23 protein-coding genes are annotated in these 19,102 nt (G+C 46.2%); 17 read left to right on the top strand and 6 right to left on the bottom strand.

Features of this window, described 5'->3' with window-relative positions:
• Nucleotides 1–63: 63 nt before the first annotated feature.
• The 11 genes from U5R06_02305 (at nt 64) to U5R06_02255 (ending at nt 6,151) form a co-directional block, all read left to right on the top strand.
• A complete protein-coding gene (locus U5R06_02305) occupies nt 64–609 on the top strand; it encodes a phospholipase D family protein (protein MDZ7721673.1) in 546 nt (181 codons plus the stop codon).
• Nucleotides 603–959 (top strand): hypothetical protein, encoded by a 357-nt coding sequence (locus tag U5R06_02300; GenBank protein MDZ7721672.1) that lies wholly within the window; start codon nt 603–605, stop codon nt 957–959. The genes U5R06_02305 and U5R06_02300 overlap by 7 nt, the downstream gene beginning before the upstream one ends.
• Complete coding sequence (locus tag U5R06_02295; protein ID MDZ7721671.1) at nt 952–1,173, top strand: hypothetical protein; 222 nt, start codon at nt 952–954, stop codon at nt 1,171–1,173. The genes U5R06_02300 and U5R06_02295 overlap by 8 nt, the downstream gene beginning before the upstream one ends.
• Nucleotides 1,174–1,184: 11 nt before the next feature.
• Nucleotides 1,185–1,580, top strand: coding sequence for a hypothetical protein (locus U5R06_02290; GenBank protein MDZ7721670.1), 396 nt, complete (start codon nt 1,185–1,187; stop codon nt 1,578–1,580).
• A complete protein-coding gene (locus U5R06_02285) occupies nt 1,577–2,314 on the top strand; it encodes a hypothetical protein (protein MDZ7721669.1) in 738 nt (245 codons plus the stop codon). The genes U5R06_02290 and U5R06_02285 overlap by 4 nt, the downstream gene beginning before the upstream one ends.
• A gap of 150 nt (nt 2,315–2,464) precedes the next feature.
• Entirely contained in the window at nt 2,465–2,971 is a 507-nt protein-coding gene (locus tag U5R06_02280; GenBank protein MDZ7721668.1) for a hypothetical protein, read from the top strand.
• Nucleotides 2,972–3,235: a hypothetical protein gene (locus tag U5R06_02275; protein MDZ7721667.1), complete on the top strand. Its 264-nt coding sequence runs from the start codon at nt 2,972–2,974 to the stop codon at nt 3,233–3,235.
• Nucleotides 3,236–3,270: 35 nt separating this feature from the next.
• Nucleotides 3,271–3,831 (top strand): hypothetical protein, encoded by a 561-nt coding sequence (locus tag U5R06_02270; protein ID MDZ7721666.1) that lies wholly within the window; start codon nt 3,271–3,273, stop codon nt 3,829–3,831.
• Between the two features lie 61 nt (nt 3,832–3,892).
• A complete protein-coding gene (locus U5R06_02265; GenBank protein MDZ7721665.1) occupies nt 3,893–4,246 on the top strand; it encodes a hypothetical protein in 354 nt (117 codons plus the stop codon).
• Between the two features lie 29 nt (nt 4,247–4,275).
• Nucleotides 4,276–5,457: a glycosyltransferase family 4 protein gene (locus tag U5R06_02260; protein MDZ7721664.1), complete on the top strand. Its 1,182-nt coding sequence runs from the start codon at nt 4,276–4,278 to the stop codon at nt 5,455–5,457.
• Nucleotides 5,458–5,839: 382 nt separating this feature from the next.
• Complete coding sequence (locus tag U5R06_02255) at nt 5,840–6,151, top strand: hypothetical protein (protein MDZ7721663.1); 312 nt, start codon at nt 5,840–5,842, stop codon at nt 6,149–6,151.
• A gap of 898 nt (nt 6,152–7,049) precedes the next feature.
• Here the strand turns inward: U5R06_02255 and U5R06_02250 are convergent.
• Both U5R06_02250 and U5R06_02245 read right to left on the bottom strand, forming a co-directional pair.
• Complete coding sequence (locus tag U5R06_02250) at nt 7,050–7,196, bottom strand: hypothetical protein (protein MDZ7721662.1); 147 nt, start codon at nt 7,194–7,196, stop codon at nt 7,050–7,052.
• A gap of 1,155 nt (nt 7,197–8,351) precedes the next feature.
• Nucleotides 8,352–8,564 carry a hypothetical protein gene (locus U5R06_02245; protein ID MDZ7721661.1) on the bottom strand — a complete coding sequence of 71 codons (213 nt, stop codon included), beginning with the start codon at nt 8,562–8,564 and terminating at the stop codon, nt 8,352–8,354.
• 1,403 nt (nt 8,565–9,967) lie between these two features.
• On the opposite strand from U5R06_02245, the gene U5R06_02240 reads away from it, so the two are divergent.
• From U5R06_02240 to U5R06_02215, 6 genes are all read left to right on the top strand, one after another.
• Nucleotides 9,968–11,011, top strand: coding sequence for an integron integrase (locus tag U5R06_02240; GenBank protein MDZ7721660.1), 1,044 nt, complete (start codon nt 9,968–9,970; stop codon nt 11,009–11,011).
• Nucleotides 11,012–11,176: 165 nt separating this feature from the next.
• Nucleotides 11,177–11,479: a hypothetical protein gene (locus U5R06_02235; protein ID MDZ7721659.1), complete on the top strand. Its 303-nt coding sequence runs from the start codon at nt 11,177–11,179 to the stop codon at nt 11,477–11,479.
• Nucleotides 11,480–11,495: 16 nt separating this feature from the next.
• Nucleotides 11,496–11,711: a hypothetical protein gene (locus U5R06_02230; GenBank protein ID MDZ7721658.1), complete on the top strand. Its 216-nt coding sequence runs from the start codon at nt 11,496–11,498 to the stop codon at nt 11,709–11,711.
• An 83-nt stretch (nt 11,712–11,794) separates the two neighbouring features.
• Nucleotides 11,795–12,406, top strand: coding sequence for a DNA-processing protein DprA (locus U5R06_02225; GenBank protein ID MDZ7721657.1), 612 nt, complete (start codon nt 11,795–11,797; stop codon nt 12,404–12,406).
• Nucleotides 12,407–12,473: 67 nt separating this feature from the next.
• Nucleotides 12,474–12,677: a hypothetical protein gene (locus U5R06_02220; GenBank protein ID MDZ7721656.1), complete on the top strand. Its 204-nt coding sequence runs from the start codon at nt 12,474–12,476 to the stop codon at nt 12,675–12,677.
• Between the two features lie 19 nt (nt 12,678–12,696).
• Nucleotides 12,697–12,909, top strand: a complete 213-nt coding sequence (locus U5R06_02215; GenBank protein ID MDZ7721655.1) for a hypothetical protein — start codon at nt 12,697–12,699, stop codon at nt 12,907–12,909.
• A gap of 401 nt (nt 12,910–13,310) precedes the next feature.
• On the opposite strand, the gene U5R06_02210 is transcribed toward U5R06_02215, so the two are convergent.
• The 4 genes from U5R06_02210 to U5R06_02195 are packed head-to-tail and all read right to left on the bottom strand — an operon-like array spanning nt 13,311 to nt 19,101.
• Nucleotides 13,311–14,420 (bottom strand): hypothetical protein, encoded by a 1,110-nt coding sequence (locus tag U5R06_02210; GenBank protein MDZ7721654.1) that lies wholly within the window; start codon nt 14,418–14,420, stop codon nt 13,311–13,313.
• Complete coding sequence (locus U5R06_02205; GenBank protein ID MDZ7721653.1) at nt 14,381–16,324, bottom strand: tubulin-like doman-containing protein; 1,944 nt, start codon at nt 16,322–16,324, stop codon at nt 14,381–14,383. Before U5R06_02205 ends, U5R06_02210 begins: the two co-directional genes overlap by 40 nt.
• 9 nt (nt 16,325–16,333) lie before the next feature.
• Nucleotides 16,334–16,798 (bottom strand): hypothetical protein, encoded by a 465-nt coding sequence (locus U5R06_02200; protein ID MDZ7721652.1) that lies wholly within the window; start codon nt 16,796–16,798, stop codon nt 16,334–16,336.
• A gap of 35 nt (nt 16,799–16,833) precedes the next feature.
• On the bottom strand, nt 16,834–19,101 hold the full coding sequence (locus U5R06_02195; GenBank protein MDZ7721651.1) for a vWA domain-containing protein: 2,268 nt from the start codon (nt 19,099–19,101) through the stop codon (nt 16,834–16,836).
• Between the last annotated feature and the right edge of the window lies 1 nt (nt 19,102).

The following is a 19,102-nucleotide window of genomic DNA, read 5'->3' as shown; positions in this document are numbered from 1 at the left end:
CCGCTTAATCCCACGGCCGGTTTTTTAAAAGGGTGAATGAACACGGTCGAAAGGATCTAATGTATGGCGAAAATTCCGCAGAACACGCTCAACAATCTTCCTCACAGCTACTCAGTCCCGCTTATTTCCAATTATTTTCAAATACTCCCCCAATACCTCGACCGCGCAGAGGATTCAATCGATATCTGTATCTATACCGCCCGCTATTACCGGGGCCGTTCCAACAATGTCGTAAATGATTTCTTTAAAGCTCTGCGCCGCGCCTGCGCCAGAGGCGTCAAGGTTCGTATGCTGCTCAATTCCGATTTCAGCAGTCCGCGATTTCGACTCTCAAACGAATTCATCGCCAAATTTTTCAAACAGGAAAATTTCAAAGTGGCCTTTGCCGGCAAAAGCACGCGTTTGCACGCCAAACTGGTCCTGATCGATGATAATATTTCCGTGGTAGGGTCACACAATTTCAGCCGCCGTGCCGCCCGCAGCAATTTCGAAACGTCAATTTTAACCCTGTCAGAGCCCGTAAATCATGACTATAGGCAGCAATTCGAACGCCTGTGGAAATCTCGTCAACTCATCAAAGGTAAAATAGGAGATCCGGTCAAATGTTAGAACTGTTATTCGTTTTCTTGTTTATCGCCATCATTTTCATGATTGCCGCTACATATTACATTCGCAAATGCTCACACATCTTTCATGATTTTGCCAACGTCAACCTGAACACCGCGCTTGATGTGTGGCTGGACAACCAGGTCACCCGAACCGTTTTTCTGGTCAAATCCGGTAAACTGGACGGTTATTATCAGCAACCCTGCAACCATCAGGAAGAAAAGCAAATCACAGACAAAATTCTGCAGGATGTTCTCACAAACGCCGGTTTGGATCCGAAAGATTATCATCTCGACGCCATTATTCAATCCAAATTCCATGAAATCAATTCCCGGAATCGATTAAATGCCTGATACAAATGAAACAATTGACAAGATGGCGGAACAGGTTCAGCAAATCTATGATTGTCTGTTCGGCAATCCTGACAATCCGCTCTCAGGTCTCTATGTCCATGTTGACCGCAATACCCGTTTCAGAAGAACATGCATCAAAATCCTGTTGATTCTGCTGCCCACTGTTGCGGGTATTCTGGTCTATATCATAAAATCTCATACCAACCATTTTTAAGGAGTATTCTAATGCCCGTTGACAGTCCATACCCCGAACAAATTGCAAATTCAGCAAACCTGCCGGATGTTCAGCAATATGTTGATACTTACGATGCCGCACATATGAACAATGTCCGCGCCTTTATCCGTGACATGACCGCCGCGATCGGTACGGATCCACAGGGAAATTGCAGTGATCTCACCACCCGTCTTGTGGACGTTGTCAGTGCGGACGGCAAACCGATCACCCCCTCCAGAATCGTGACCGTGGCAAAAGACAATGGCCAGTTCGAATCCATACAGGATGCCATCGATTCGATCACAGACGCCAGTCCCGATAAACGCTACACAATCCTGGTGTATCCCGGCATTTACACCGAAAATATCTCGCCCAAGAATATGTCGATATCGTCGGCGCGTCCATGATCATGCAGGATTACGAGAGCGCCATTGATCCCGTTGCTCAAATTCAACCCGCCAGCGGCCATTGTATTGATAACACCGGCGCCTCCAATCTGAGAATGTCAAACATTCTCTTTAAATTCACGGATGCGTCTGTAATCACCAGCTCTCGGGAGCTTTCCGTTCATCTGGTCAATTGCAAGGTCTACGGCAGTTCCTCCACGCTGCCTGCTTTGTTTGATACGGGCTATTGTGATGTCCACGCCCGCAATTGCTCGTTTCAGCTTTCGGAAAACGCACACCCGCTTATCAAATTCAACGACGCTATAAATCGTTCTGTGCATTATAGATTCATAGGCTGCCACATTCGCGGTATCATTGAACCGGTTATCGCCGGTGACAATACTGTATATTTCGATTTATCCTCTTCTATGTTTTTCGGTCATCTTTATTCGAATAACTGGTACACGAGTGTATCTCTATTCTTTTCTTTCATAGAAGCAGATAACAGCGCTCCGCTTTCTGCCTGTACGGGGACCAGTTTCTATTCAAAATTTAGAATCAATATGCGGTCAAGCACTTTGATTTTCAATGACTCGGGATCTACCATACAGCGCATTTCAGGAACCTATGATGTGAAACTCAATAGCTGCTTTTCTTGCTTTAATGAAGAACATGCTGCTTACATTGATGAATCCCTGAGCAACGGATACAATATAATCGGTGAATGGCCGCCATATTTTTTCTATCCGCTGTAGCCCAAAAGTCCGCCACCGAGATAATATTCATAATTTATGTAGCGGTTCATTAAAATTGAGACAGCGGTGCGAGAGTAACAAAAGAGCGGCGCGCGATAAGATCAACGCGCGCGCAGCAAGCACAGAAAGAAAAAGGAATTTCTAAAGACAATGTCCACAGACCTGGATGACAAACTAATCTTTGCAGGACTGAGAATATCAGGAACAGTCAGGCGCGGCCAGCCGGACGCGATCACATTTCAACGCAGCCACGGCAGCCTGCAAATCAAACATGGCGTGCAGGCCGGCGCGAATCCCAAAACCCAACGCCAGCAGCTCCAAAGGGTTCATCTCAAGGCGGCCACAAACAATACGAACAATATTTCATCCGCGGACAAGGAACGGTTTCGCCATGAAGCAATAAAACGCGGCAAACAACGATCAGGTACGTGCGAGTTTAAAAGTCAATTTTCCAAAAACAACAAATACGGGCAATCAAAATTCAGCACGGGACTCTACTCCGGCGACTTGCCGGAACGCCACAATCTCAGGTACGGCACCAGTGTTTTCGGCGAGGGGTTCTATTCAAATTCTCCTGATGTCCCGAATGACATCGACGCCATGGAATCACAATATCCTGACATTTCAATGGATTGTTTTAAACCGGAGACCGAATAAATGTTCGATCCATCAGATTTAAGCGGAGAACAAAAGGATGCTTTGCTCGAATATGTCCGCAAAGCCTCAAACGATCCGATCCACATGTTCACTCTAAAAGTACTGCAGAAATTTCTGCCGATTGAGGAATGGATCAAAAAGAACGATCCCAAAAACCTCAGGGAATTTCAGACAATGTGGGAGGGAATACAAAATCAAGTCCAGGCCGAAGCCAAACAATTCGAAACGGATTTACTCAGAGCAGCAGGCGCGCTCGATGCATGACGAACTTTGTACGACCAAAATCAAGGACCAGTCTCATGCCCAAAGTCACACAACCCCTCATGAATGGCTTTTATGAAGCATTCTCCAATATCTTTGTGTTCCAGCGCAATCCGTTCGGACAAACGATCTGCCGCAGAAAAGTCGTGCCCGCTCAGGACCCGACCAGCGCCCACGTTGATCAACGCGCCCACCGCTGGGCCCATGGTGTCCACAATTATCTGCACAATAATTCATCAGGCGAATCCCTGACAACCTGCGTCGTAGACGCCGCCATTTCTCCGGATAGCCCCAAAAACCCCACACACACGGACAAAGGCATAGACGAATCCGACCCCGTAAAACGAGTCATTGAGATATCCTGGGACGCCGTCACCAACAAATACAACGGCTGGCCGCTCAATAATCTCGCGGGCTATTTCATCAACCTGTCAACTGATTACGCCAGCTGGCAGCGACTCCCGGAGAGTCCAATCGTGGCCGATCACTATGACTTGATTTTACCGGCGGACAACTATTATATCACCGTTCAGGCCATTGATACCGAGGAAAATATCAGCAGCGAAAGCGATACATTGATTTTCACAGTGACAATCTGATTCACGTTAACCAGCTTTTTATACTATATCTCGAACTTTGTAGCGGAAAGATTTCCAAACCATGGCAAAAGTAAAAGCTCCATTATTCTCACTCAAAGCGCAGGGAACCCTGGGCAAAAAAATCACCTACCGCACCCACAAACAAAACACCACGGTCACCCGCTGGAGCAAACCCACCGGCCAGGCCTCACAAGCGCAGTTGCAGAACCGCGTCAAAATGAAACAAGCCCGTTTCGCCTGGTCGGATCCTCTGAAAGCGAAAAGCTCTATTATACCCGTTTGGGCTTTATCAGGGACAATATTCCCGGATATAATTTCTTTATCAAACAATGTTTCGCAGGCAAGATTGAATTGCCGCGCAGATGGTACGGCACAAACACCTTTGGCAATGGACAGTATCAGTAATAACAATTAAATGAACCTGATTTCGAGGAATGATTAAATATGTCAAACTCTGTAGAACTGGAATTGTACGGATGCATGCACGATCATTCGGGTTATGCCGTTCACACCCGCGCCGTCGCCCGATCTCTCATCAACGCCGGTTTCCGGGTCCGGCTCGTTTGCTACAATAACACAAAACCGCTGCCGTTCCCGGACCTGGAACCTTACCGCAAGATCAAGCTCAAACCCAGGTACCCGATCATTCGCTTGATCATGCTGCCCCCGCATCCGGTATATCAGCAGCGCCGATACACGATTCTCTACACCATGATCGAAACCCAATCCATGCATCCCGGTGTCATCCAAAGATGCTCAACCGCGGATGAAGTATGGACTCCGAATCCGGATAACGTTGTACAATTCAGAAAACACCTGCACAATTCGATGCCGGTCTACCACATGCCGGAAGGCACGGACCCTGTGCTTTACTCATCCTCCGGACCGGTTGCGTTCGATCGGGATGCGTACGATTTCATCGCCTGTTCCGTTTTCGCCTGGCAGTGGCGCAAAGGCCCGGACATTCTCTTGCGCGCCTGGATGAAAGCGTTCACACCGAAAGATAAAGTCCGGCTCTTGATCCGTTCCAGTGTTGTCGCGGTCAACAAATCAACCGGCCGCCGGATCATCCGCGAGGCCGTCGAAAGCGCCAAAACCGATACGGGTGTGAAAGACTTTGCGCCGATTCAAATCATCGAGGATCCGATCCCGGACGAGGATATCCCGAAATTATACCGGTCTTGTGACTGCTTTGTTCTGCCCACACGCGGCGAAGGTTGGTGCCTGCCGGCGCTCGATGCCATGGCCTGCGGCTGCGTCCCGGTGGTCACCAAAACCGGCGGTCTCCAATCCTTTTGCACATCGTCGAACTCTGTACAAATAAAACCCGGCAAACCCGTCGTATTCAAGCCGGACGAATTCAGGCTCATGAATTTCTTTGATGATCAGACGTTTCACAATCCATCACCCGACGATCTGGCAGCAGCCCTGAAAAAACTCAAATCCAACTCTGAACGGCTGAAAAAATTATCAAATCAAGGGTCAGAATATGCACGCAGTCATTTTTCCTGGAATAGATCGAATCAACCCATTATCAACCGGATTTTGGAAATCCATAAAAACATCCACCCAAAAGCAAAAAACAACAAATCAGAGGAATCATGCACGAAAAGCCAATCTATTTAATTTTAGCAGAATGCCGTTGCCTGTACCCGGAGCGAAAGTGTGGCACTTGCCGCGACCGCCCCCGTTGTTATGCAATGGCCAGAGCCGCCCACGACGCTTTATTCCGTAATTTCGCGTTTATCCCAAAATCAAAAATTCTCAAACAGGGATATTACCCACACATTCTCTCCGCCAAACATTATCTGTTCTTTGTCAATAAACTCGCCCTCACAATGTGCGACCACATTAAAAAGAACTGCAAAACCTGTTCATCCCGCGAATATTGCACAAATTGTTCAGCCAGAGCAGGCGCGTTAATTAACTTTGATTATGAAATCCTCATCGGCGGCACAGAGCCCGAACGCCGGCCCATCTCAAACAACACAGAAAGGAGCACCGAATAATGTTTGCAACCGACGCCTGGAAAATCATCGCCCGCATGTACTGCCCCCGGCAGGACAAAAACTGCAAACCCTGTCCGGAAAAAACGAGATGCATCCGGGATGCAAAATCGACTTCACTTTACCTGCAAAAAACCTTTACCTTGGTTCCCAAAGACGAGCAAGACATCCAGCCGATCTACCGTAAACATGCGATTGATGACGCCAAAATCCTCGACGAAACACCCAACCCCGTTCAATCTAATCCCAAAACCCGTCAGGGCCATAAATCGGACACACCGACAAAACTCAAAAAAAGGGCAGAGGCTGAATAAGCAATACCGGTGGCCGCCTCGTTCACCCTGCGCGCCGACCGTCTCACAGCCCCGACCGCCAGCCACCAGCGCGGCGCGCAAGCTTCCCTCGGCGTCCGCTTTTATAACAAACGGCGACGCACCGCGGCGTTCCTGGCCTGCCCGGCACGCGCGCCAGTCAAACTCATCGCAGCCAGGCCGAATCCGCCCGCACCGCAAACCACGCCCGCCATAACCAACACCGCCCGCACCACCTGCCACGATCACAGCCATTCCAGACTGGCTCCGCCAAATCCAGCCGCCAGACCACAAAGCCGGCCAAGCCATCCACGCCGCTCTGTGCACCCGCGCGCCCCGGACTCCTTTTTCTTTGCCGCGTCGCTAAAAAACGAGCCGCGATTGCAATTCGTGCGAAATCCGAACAGCGTTGCCCCGCACAGAGGGCGGCGCCAGCTGCGTCTGCGCTGAATTGCCGGCCGTCAAGTAAAGCGTCGGCGCCGGGGATTTATGCAGGCCAGGTGTTCACCGCCCGCCATGTTAGGGGGCTCCACAACCCGCCTGCTTCCGGTGCGTTTGCTCCGCTCATTCCGTCCCTCTCGAAATTCTCAAACCATCACTCGCTACGCAATCCGCTCCTCATTCGGCGGGCTGTTCCGCCTGGAGGGGATGGCCGTGCCCATGGCCAGACCGCGCCTTTTTCCGGCCAACCTGCCGGGCACCGCCAACAGGTCACAAGGCTTCAGGACGTGCGCCGCCCGCACCCTTTGTTCTCACTGGGGTTCATTAAAACACATGCCGCGAAAAAACAACCCCTCCCACTGGGTGTAGCAAGCGGGCGTTAGTCTTGGTTATATCCCTGCCGTTTACCCGCTGGCCACCTGGCGGGTCATGCAGACAGGCGGGCATCGATGCCAAACCATCAACCCCACATCACGCTTCCAACACACCCGACAAACGACAATCCGAAACGCGCCAACCCGCCTGCAGCATACCCTATCAGGTGGCCAGACGTAACCCTGCCCATGGCCACACCGCGCGTTGTCTCCCGGGCGCCCGCTTGCCGCATTTCCCCCCACCCGGGTATTGCTCAAAGCATCCCCCATATACATGGCCGCGTCGGTAGTAAAATCCGCCTGAACCTGTCACGCACACATCAACCCCGTTGGCTCTGACTCTGCTCTTGTTCCGTCCGCCATGTTGGGGGGCTTCAGCACGTGGCCTCACTTACTGCAGGGCCGGGCATTCTTCGCTTGGTTATTATGCTACGATGTTTAGCATCTACACCCCCAATGCGCATCACGGTGCCCGGTCCCTGCAGCCGCTTCGGCCACCTGTTCCGCCCGGAAGGGATTGTAATAGCCTGTGAAAAAACCAGGCTACTACAAAAAGGTCACAAGGCCTCAGGACGTGCGCCGCCCGCACCCATCGTTCTCGCTGGGGCTCATTGTAGGATGTGCCGCGAACAAACCCCCCGTCCCCGTTTGTGTGGCAAGCGGGCTGTTTCTCAATTTTCCTCCTATGGCCATACCGTGCAACGCCCGCTTGCCCCTTTCGCCCCCACCCATCTATCAATGTTTCAATCTTTTGCCGTGACGTTGTTGATGCCTTTTTTCCGGATTCTCTTATTCGGCACTCATCCAATTTTATTTGTCCAATATCAATCGGCTCGATTTGGGTGATGTCCGGTTTGGGTTCAGGTAAAATCCGTTTTCCCCTTTTTTCAGTTTCTTCTTTGAAATATCCATTATTTTAATTAATATTTTCCGGCCATGTCTTTATTTCATTATGATCAAATTAAAATTTAATTTCTGTATCATCTGTGAAAATGCTTTATTACTCGAATCATTCGCCGGTTTATCGCTCACAAAACCGACCTGGTGTTTAATGAATGACAACCCTTTCGCCCTTTTCGGTCATTTCTATTATCAAGAAATAAAAAACACAAAACACTATCCCCTGAACAATTCATTTCTATCCGTCATCAGTAAATCCCACGGCGGCCTTGATCTCGAATCTTTTTACATCATAAAAAACAAAATCAAAAACTCATTTGTAAGCAAAACCCTCGACCCATCCTTTGCCATTTAATTGCTGCCCGGCATTTCCCTTTTTTGTAGGTGGAGTAATCCCCCTCAACAATTCATTCCTATCTGACATCAGCAATTCTCACAACAGCCTTGACCCCGGATCATTCCACATCATAAAAAACAAAATCAAAAACTCATTTGTAAGCAAAACCATAGATCCATCCTTTGCCATTTAATTGCTGGCCTGCATTTTCCTTTTTTGAAAGGGAAAGTATCCCACCCAACAATTCATTCGTATCTGACATGAACAATTCACACAACGGTCTTGTCCCCGGATCATTCCACATCATAAAAACCAAAATCATAAACTCATTTGTAAACGTAACCATCGAGCCATTCTTTGCCATTTAATTGCTGATCTGCATTTTCCTTTTTTGAAGGGGCACAAATCCCCCTCAACAATTCATTCCTATCTGACATGAACAATTCTCACAACGGTCTTGTCCCCGAATTTTTTCACATCTTAAAAGACAAAATCAAAGACTCATTTGTAACCGAAACCATAGTACCATCCTTTGCTGTTTAATTGCTGATCTGCATTTTCCTTTTTTGAAGGGGCAAAAATCCCACTCAACAATTCATTCCTATCTGACATGAACAATTCACACAACGGCCTTGTCCCCGAATCATTTCACATCATAAAAGACAAAATCAAAGACTCATTTGTAAACGAAACCATCGAGCCATCCTTTGCCATTTAATTGCTAACCGGCATTTCCCTTTTGTAGGGGGAAGTATCCCCCTCGCTCCAGCCAGGCGACCCGCCCCTTTATTATTTTGCCGATAGTCAATGACGTACCCAAAGGGCGGGCACCTGTCTTCCGCTACCCCCTCTCTTTTCGCATCAAGCATTCACTGCAGAAAGCGCCGGTTTTCATCATTGTTTACGCTGCAAGCACCCGCTTCAAATCCTGAAATCTATACCCACCCACCCCCTCAAAAATGCCCTCGTTTTAGCCCTTGCACCCCCCTTTATCAACCCCATTAACCAACCACTATTTTTATTATACTTAAACCCCTTTATAACCCACTTTTGTAAAATTGCTTATTTTTAAGCATACCCTGATACCTTTTTGCTGATTTTTAACCCTTAGAATCCATCTGAGAGCTTTTACTTTTTTTATTATATATTGTTTTTATTGTTCTTATACCCATTATTTTTTAATGCTTTCTCTAATCTACTGTTTTTTATGAACTTTATAGCATTTATTTATTGTTGTTGCAGGTTGTTTCACATAAAACGCATTTAGCCGCGGCATACCCGCTTATTTTGCCTCTTATGTTTCATATCGTACCATTTCTGCCGCTATTTTTATTCTGATCTTTGACAGTAATTTTAATGAAAATTAAATGTGCCAAACCAGCTGTGGCAAAGGTAAAAAATGCTCCATGTTTTTGCAAATGGTGGCGGCTCCCCTGCAGCTCGGCTACCGCGGTTCATCCCGCAACCGCGTTCCTTCTCATTCAGGCTATATCTCAACACTGTATCTATACTGTCGCTTCGGTACGCCGCTGCCCGCCCTTTTTTTCGCTTGTTCCGGCCGCGCCGTTCTTTGTAAATGCCTCTGCATTCTCCCAAAGTCATTTAAAAATATTAAATGTCTCACTTTGCTTGAATGCGCGGCCTACACAAGCTGAACGGGCGCGGGCACATTTGCAAAATCACTCCGCATTTTTAAAAGAAAAGCAGCTGGTTTGGCAAAAAAATTTTCAAAAGAAAAAACCAAAAACCGTAAAAGGAGAATCAAAAATGCAAAAATCAAACAACACACAGTCTGAAAAGTCCGGTACTTTAACATCCTGCTCATATGATCAAAACTGGCAACATGAGCATAAACGTTTAATTGAAGAAATTCGCATTCGTCAATATTCCCCAAGAACTCTCAAATCCTATACAACATGGATTTATAAATTTCAGGCCTTTGTAAAAAGCAAATCACCGCAGCTCATTGAATCCAATGATGCGAAACAATTCATCACATTTCTTTCTGTAAAAGTCTCGGCGTCAACTCAAAATCAGGCATTGAATGCCTTGCTATTCTTTTTTCGTCATGTATTAGATAAAGAATTCAGTCATTTTGATAATATATCACACGCAAAACGTACAAAATATACACCGACGGTATTATCAAGAAAAGAAATTGATGATATTCTTGTAAACTTAAATTATCCTTTTAATCTCATTGTCCAGTTGCTTTACGGTTGTGGTTTGCGTTTAAACGAAGTGATCAACCTGCGTGTACATGATTTTGATTTTGACAATGGAACACTCACCGTATTTGGCAAAGGCCGCAAATTTAGAAAAGTCCTGTTGCCCAAAAAAATTATACCGGATCTGCAGGAGCATTTGCGTCGCGTTAAAAAACTGCACAAGCAGGACCTGTCAAATAATTATTCCGGTGTGTTTATGCCCGATCAGGTAGAACTAAAATACAAAAACAGCGCCAAAGAACTGGCCTGGCAGTTCTTTTTTCCCGCAAAGCAGTTAACCCGCATTCCGGACACGAAAACTTGCCGCCGCTATCATCTACATGAATCGCATGTGCAAAAAGCGGTCAAGGCTGCGGTTAACAAAGCTCAAATACCACGCCGGGCCACACCCCACACATTTCGCCATAGTTTTGCGACGCACTTGCTCAAAGCCGGATATGACATTCGTACCGTTCAGAATCTTTTAGGACATCGTGATGTAAGAACCACGATGATCTATACTCAAATTCTGGAATGCCCACATTCAAAAAAAATTAAAAGCCCACTTGATATGAATCCTGATAAACCATCATCAATAATCTGAACTATCAAAAAAGGTCTTTAGTATATGCAAAAAACAAAGTACAGTACTTTGCCTCCGACAATAAATTGGTTATCGACACCGGGAAACGGTCTTATTATTATAATGTAATTTCTGAACAACTGGAATTTATCTAATAACAATAACTATTAACAAGAGGAGTGCATCATGATCAACGGTGTAAAGTATGCTGAAACAAACGATGAATTCGTCAATTTTGTCTTTGACCCTGACGGCGCCTGTGAGGGCAGGGTAGAACGCCACAAACGAAAAATCATTTTTCGTAACATTAGCGGAAAAATTGATTGCAAAATAGATTATCATGGCGTCTTGTTGACTCGGACAGATCTTGATATAGGTAATAAAACCTATTACCCGGTCTGGATACCTCCGCACAAAGCTCATCTTTTTGATCCGCTATCGGGTCAGCTATACATTGATTGTGATAAATATGGTATGTTTTTTAAATAATCGAAAGGAGAACACCATGAAACCGGGCGATAAAATCCTTGTTTTTAAATTGCCGGCAGATAGCCATTATTTGGCGGTCGTGGGAACAATCACTGATATACAAGGGGATCGAATTTGGCTTCAAGCCACACGCGTCAAAGACAGATGGTCTAAAAAATGGAAGGTACATCCGACAAGCTGTGCAATGTCAACATTTAAAGCTCGCTGTGTTCCATACAGTTTAACAAATTAAATTTCTCCGGACACCAAGTATTTTTATAGAGAGCCTGGCTAATCGGTCAGGCTCTCCTTAAATAACATAAAGGATTACAAAGCATGCAAAAAACAGAACCACAAAATGTTTACACTTCCAAAACCGTCATATCCGGCGCATTTGATCACGTCGGAATTTTCGGCTCTCGCCATTTATCAGAATCCGAGCTCTCAAATATTTACCACTTTTCCCGGGCGCTCTGCATATCCGGATCCTCGATCGCATCCGGCGGCGCCCTCGGTGCGGACAGTGCCGCACTCGCCGCAGCGGTCTCGCTCTCGCAGCCTGCACTGGTCTACCTGCCGGGCAGGCGTTCCCAGGTACCACGCGGTCAGGCCGGCGCTCCCTGGACGTCTCCTGCTGCAATTATCAACAAATTACCCTCCGACTATGTAATAGAATACGGCGGGGGTTCAGCCGGCACCTTTCAACAGCGGTGCGTTCGCCGTTCCGCGGCATTGATACGACACCTCGCGGCCATGCCGGGCAGATCCGCTGTTTGCATATTTATTTCGATGCCATCGTACCGCGCACAGCAGGGCGGGAGTTGGCATGAAATTCAGGCGGCGCAGACGTCGGGCTTTGTCCTGGGGCAGTCTCTTTTTGTTTTTATCTGTTCTGGTAACTCTTTTCGAGCAATTTCACAGTGTGGTTCAACCGCTACGCTTTTTTAATCTGGCCACGTCTGCAGCTGTTTGCGCGGTTATGGTATGCTTGAATTTCTGTAAAGGAGTCTATGCCATGAAAATATGGGTCAGAATCTGCAAAGAAAAAGCCGATCACGGTGATTTCCGTGCCGCCTATGGGTACGCCAAAGGAGCAAAGCTCCTGGAGAACAAAGTGCAGTATTTCGCCTCCGACAATAAATTGGTTATCGACACGGGAAAACGGTCTTATTATTATAATGTAATTCCTGAACAACTTGGCTTAAATGAATGCAAATAATGGTAAAAGGAGGAACATCATGATCATGATCGACGGTGTAAAGTATGCTGAAACAAACGATGAATTCGTCAACTCTGTCTTTGACCCTGACGGAACCTGTGAGGGCAGGGTAGAACGCCACAAACGAAAAATCATGTTTCGCAATATCAACGGCAGAATTGATTATAAAATAGATTATCATGGCATACTGCTGACTCAGACAGACCTCGATATAGGCAATGAAACCTATTAGCCGGTCTGGATATCACCGGCCAAAGCTCATCTTTTTGATCCGCTCCCGGATCAGCTATGGGTAGATTGTGATAAATATGGAATGATTTTTAAATAACCGAAAGGGGAGCATCATGAAATCAGGAGACAAAATCGTTGCATATGAAATGCCGGCGAACAGTCACTATCTGGCCGTAGTCGGTACTATTACCGAGATTCGCGCGATTTAGGTGTTCGTTTGTGGCAGACCGCATCGTTAGACGTATAATTCGTTTCAATTCACGCCCGAGGGACCGCAAGCCGGGAACGGGATAAAAATCAAATGCATACAGCGAACAAGCCAATTTTTTACGGGATATATTATATTGATTATCTTGTACTTGAAATATGAGCTGACAGTATATACTATAGTATATACTGTTTTTATTCAGCTTTTGATCCCTTTAGCGTTTCTTCCAAAATCTCTTTATTCAGCTCCCGCAACGACTTTGGCACATCCTCTGTGAATTTGATCACATCATAAATCGCTTCGTAAAGATCCCATAAAAAACTCAAATTATTCGACATTTCATTGACAAAGTCATCCCTGCTTGTCGGGCCAAAGGCCATGACACCATGATACTTAAAAGAACCGTTATGGGCGACAATCACATTTCGTTTGCAGGCGGCTTGAAAAACAGCTTCTGCCAAGTTACTGGCTGTTTTCTTGTCTTTTATCATAGAGACGAGCCGCTGCGGTATATACGTCTCAAAAAATATAGGATCTCTGAACAAATGTAACGGCCGGATGGTATCATCACCGGTTGGATTGGCATCTGTCTTTCGTTTGCGTATAAAATCCGTATAGAGATCGTGCCAATTTTCGATATGAAAGATCACGGTTCCGGGAATGCCGTCCCGGTATTCGAATACGGTATATTTCAAGGGGTTGTTGCCGGTCATGTTGTTATAATCCGAGAGTCTCCAATTCGCTTCGTCCACCGGATTGATGCAATAACGATAGGACTGGGTATTGAGGTTCGATTCATCATGTTTCAACAACGGCGAGGCTTTTTGCATCAATTCCCGCTGACTGTTTTGGATCTCGCCGAATTGAAACAAGGTTTGATCATCAAAAACCAGATTCCTGTAAAACGGTTCAAATATCCCGTATATGTCTTCCTTTAGCACGGATATCAGGTTATCCAGATCAAAAGCCTGATCCTCAAAAAGTTGGTTGATGTTTATATTCCCGGAGCCTAAAAGTTCAGCAACTTTCTCAGGTTTTAATCGTTTGAATCCGGTTGCAAACAAGGACTCCAGTTCATTTTCATCCGGGACATAGCGCGTACCCAGCGGATAATTATTATCCTGATGTTTGAACATTCGGTCTTTGACATTGTCCAGTTCATTAGTAATGTTCTGTCGCCACTGCTGTTCTCCCGTCCGTATGGTCTGATAAAGCGAATCCGGTTCGTTCAGCATGGAAAGGGTATATTCTTTCACGTCCTCGATCAGATTCTGCAGCATGGTAACCAGTTCATCAGTAACCAAAACATCCAGATTTTTTTTAATGTTTCCAACAATCTGATTAACTTTAGAATTATATTCACCTTTTTTAAATCCCATTCTTCCTTGAAATCATCAACTTGTTTCAAATCAAAACCCTGGATCCAGTTGCTTTCAGCCTCGATGGTTTTGGTCAGCTGCTGAACATCTTCGGAAATCGAAAAATATCGAAGTTTATTATTGTTTCTAAAAGCCAGCAATTGCTTTTCAAACTCGTCAAGTTCCTCGATGATCATGGTCAGCATCGTTTCGATATCAGAGATGCCAATCTCTTCATTGCCGTTTATGATTTCGATGATCATCTCATCAAGGGATAGATTTGAGTCCGTATACAAATCTATCAATTTTTTTTCTTTGGGATTTTTAAAGTCATGAATATAATCGCTATGAAACTTTTCCAACACCTCTTTTATCTTTTTTTGTGAATCATTATACAGAGTACCTTTGCCGTTGCAATCCCAGTCTTTCAATTTTGAAATTTCTTTAACCGAGCGATAAACATTATTTTGACTATCAGGTTCAACGGGATATTGAATTTTCTTTTGCACAAATCCTTTCAGCTTTTTAAACAGCATTTTATTGATCAAGGGTTTCTGCGAGACCAACCGGCTTTGCCCTCCGGAAAAATGCAGAATCCCCAGTTTACCCAATATATCATCGCGTTCACTCAGGGTGTTGTTTCTGACAACAGGTTGAATCTGCTCACGCGAAAGCGGTGTTTTGCGCATGTCTTTAAAGAAATTGTCGATCACTTTGAGTGTAAACCAATCCCGGATTTCATTCGCGGGGATGTCAATCGTATAAATACCCATGGACGCGTACAATTGTTTGCGGCGCCCATTGTCCCGGAGGGGCAGATGCACACCGATGGCAGGAAACATTTGTCCGTCCATGCGGTTGTCAATAATACGATTGGGCAGATCTCCGGCGATCTGAGAGGTGATAAAGTGAAGTGCGCCTTCCGCGGTCGCTTTAAATGCTTCCCGGGGATTGTGCACCGGGGTGTTGCCGGACGTATTGTATCGGTTGATCAACACCATCTTGTCGCAAAGTTTTTCACCGGGATCATTGCTGATATCCACGGTGATATTATGATTGTATTGACAATAAAAGCGATTTCCGTTCACATAATATTCGAGCTCCTTGAGCGCGGCATAGCCGTTGGCCTGAATCTGTTTGATGTTTTCAGGCGTAATGTCCTGGATATCCGGATCATTTACAGACTCTGTAAACACATCCGGCAGAAACAGAAACGCAAATAGTTTCGGATTGTTGCCGCTTTTCGAAGCGGCCTGGCGCGCCAATGCGGCGATATCCAGTGTGGCGCCGGCCCCGGTTCCGCCGGTCAGGGAGGAAAACAATAAAATATTCGGGACATCATTGTCATGGCGTTGAATCTCATAGCCCTCTTTTTCTGCATCATCAGACAGCTGGAGGGTTCCCGCCGTGCTCAAAGCTGCAAAGTCCTCAGCCAGTTTGTCATACACCTCATCCACATGAGCAAACAGACTGATCAACGAATAGGGCCGCGTGACCCCGGCTCCGTCCTTTGTGCCTGTGACCCGATTATCTGTAGCATGATAGTTATTAAAATACGGCTCCAGGCGTTTTTCAATATAGTTATTTTTAACCAGGCCATCCGTAATATCAACGCCAATCTGCAGATTTTCATTGATATCATTAATCCCGGGATCAATTTTTCCGATTTCCAGCGCCGGTTCCTGGCAGTCGATGAATCGAAACCTGAAAAAATTCGTGGTTTCCAGATCGAATAATCTGGACAGGTAAAATTTGATCAACGCAGCTGTTTTGACACCGGAACCGCCGAGTCCGATGATATAGGTTTTCTGCGGGTTCAGAATTTTGGTCATGTTCGGTACAGTCTGCATAATTCCTCCTTAGATGAGAACAAGAGATAATACGATCAACAGCAATAAAGCAGATACGCCCAATTTTCTCAGACCTGCCATAAAGGTTAGCACTGAAACACTGCACAGAACAGCAAGAATGATCTCTGCGGGCACATTGGCATAGGACCCGAGCAGCAAATCCGCTCCCAGAAAAATGACGGCAGGGAAAATGATCCGGTTCAGCACCGTTCCCGGTAATTTCATTTCCCGCGGTCCGTCAATATTGACGTTAAACAAAATCCGTGCTTTGCCGTCAGGTCGTTCATCCGGCAATTCGATTCGCGAAATGGACAGGGTAATGGTGGATTTACTCTGCTTTAATAGCTGAATCTTATCTCCGTCTTGTAATTCTGTTTCTCCCTGAACCGGCATTAATTCACCATAACGTTCAATTTTGACATCAGGACGCTGAACATTTCTGATTACCGGATAACCACCGGACAAGTCAAACATGACATCATCACTGCGAATGCCTTTAAACGGACAAATTAGATCGTCTTCCCCCTTTTCTGCGTATCTGAGGTCACTTTTACCGGCAGGGTCATCGAGTTTTGATTTTTGAATGTGTGGATGGCATTTTGTTTTTTTTGCCGAATGACTAACACAACCAGCACCAGAAACAACAGGATAACCAGATAAAACGCGGGATTTCTCAAACTCGCAAAGGAGCCGGCCACTGAAATATTCACCGGTATGGTCACAGCCGGTAAGCGGGCGCCGGTCAGTCTGATCTGCGCCTCATAGGTCTGCGAGGGAATTTTACCGTTGCGGTTGAGACGCAGTGTATACTGGCTCGTTTTACCCGCCTCCAGCTCCAGGTCATTTTCCGGATCGCCGGTCAGGGACAGTTTTTTGGTTTCGATGTATTCATCACCGTGACTCAGGGTACTGTCCACGCGCACGCTCACCGCCTGCGCATACGCGGAATTGTGACGCAGCGGTAAAAACAGTTTTTTACTGCGGAATATATTGTTGAAAAAATTAATGAATAACAGGTTGTTTTCATTCACAATATCATCGGTACGTTCGTTTTTATACTGATACGGCAGATCCCAGTCCGGCCGATTGAAAATCAGTGAAAACGGGATCAGCAGTTCCTCGACGTTATCCGCGTAAAAGCGCAGCATACCGGTGTATTTTTTATCCTTGAATTCCGGCGGCAGGTAATTCGGCACGCTGATGCTGATATCCTTAAGCGGAACAGAGCGTATCTGTTCTCCCCGGGAACGATTGATCGCGGGGAGCTTGTAATCCTGCGGAAACCAGTCCGAGGCCAGCAGCCCTTCGTCAAACATGAATTCTACCTTGGGCTCGATACGCCGAAGGTTGGGTTCGGCCAGAGTCAGTTTGTATTGACTCAGATTGTATGTGGTTTCCAGACGATTGCCCAGTTCACCGAAATTTATGAATGTCAGTTCCGGATCAATCATAAAGCGATTATAGTGCACCGATGCAATCGGCCAGTACAGCATCTGAGTCAGACTGATGTGGTCACTGAGGAAATAATCCAGCCGCAATTTGGCGGTTGAATTTTCCGCTTCGTCGGGTATGGTAAACTCGGCGCTGTCACTGTCGAAATAAATTCGACTCGAGTATTCGGGACTGATAAAATCACCGCTAATCCGCTGAACCGGCACGGATTCCTGAGTGTCCGGATCGATTAGTTCAGCGACAAACTTGATCCGGTCCCCGGCGGCATACTCTTCGCGTCTGGGTGTAATGTTCAATGCGGGTTCAAGCCGCGTTCGCCCTTTGATAAATATATCCGGTGTAAAAGGCAATTTTGACGGTTTGAGGATTTGCTGATCACGCGTGCGAACGGCAATAAAAGCAATATTGCCGTTGTTATCATAAACCGTTGTCGGGTTTCCGGTTATGTTCAAATCAGGGAATTGCCTGACCTGATTCCGTCCCATGACAATATAAACCTGAGACTCTTGAATCGCAAACTCTTGCGGGATGCTGATGCTTTTGTTCCACGGGTCCTGATACAGATCCAGGATATCGGGAGGTTCCGGAAAAAATTCCAGTACATTGCTGATAATATCACTGGCTGATTCAACCTCGACAAAACTGCCGCCGCACTGATTTTTAATCTTATTCATATAAGCCGTGGCGAGCAATTTATCATTCGGTTTCTCTTTGCTAAAGAGACCGAACAAGGTCATGCGAATGCGACGTCTGCTGTATAATTTCGCAATTTTCAGAATATTGTCACGGGACTTTTTTTTCATCTGGTCTGAGCTCAGAGAAGGATATCGCTCAAAATCGGGAATAGGCATGCCATCCGTGATGACGATCACATGTTTTGTCTGATCATTTGAAGATTGTGTTTCAAAGATTTCCCGAGCTTTCAACATGGCCATTTCGAGATCAGTGTATCCCCCTTTTAGCGGATAACGTTTCTGGAATTCATCCAACTCTTCCATAAATCCTTTGAAATCATTGGTAAAATAACCCTCCTGTGCGTCCTGTTTTTGCGGTACATAATGCACCTGGGTGCCGAACGGCAGTAACAACAACCGGTTCCTGCCCTGCAGAAAGGCCATCTGACTGGCGACAGCTTTAACCGCGGCAACCGCCAATCCATCTTCATCGCTGACAGGCATACTGCCGGACCGGTCCAGTAGAATGATCAAATCCATGCCTTTTTCATCTTGCTGTTGGGTGAACTGGGCGGTGGCGGTATTCAAGAATACTAAAACAACAATTAAAAATAATTTGACCACTGAATCGCTTTTCCCCAAAAAACACATA

The organism is candidate division KSB1 bacterium, from assembly GCA_034521575.1.
In the GTDB taxonomy this organism is placed as follows: Bacteria; Zhuqueibacterota; Zhuqueibacteria; order Residuimicrobiales; family Krinioviventaceae; genus JAXHMJ01.
Note: the sequence above shows the minus strand (reverse complement) of the source record. Positions and strands in the feature narration are given on the sequence as shown.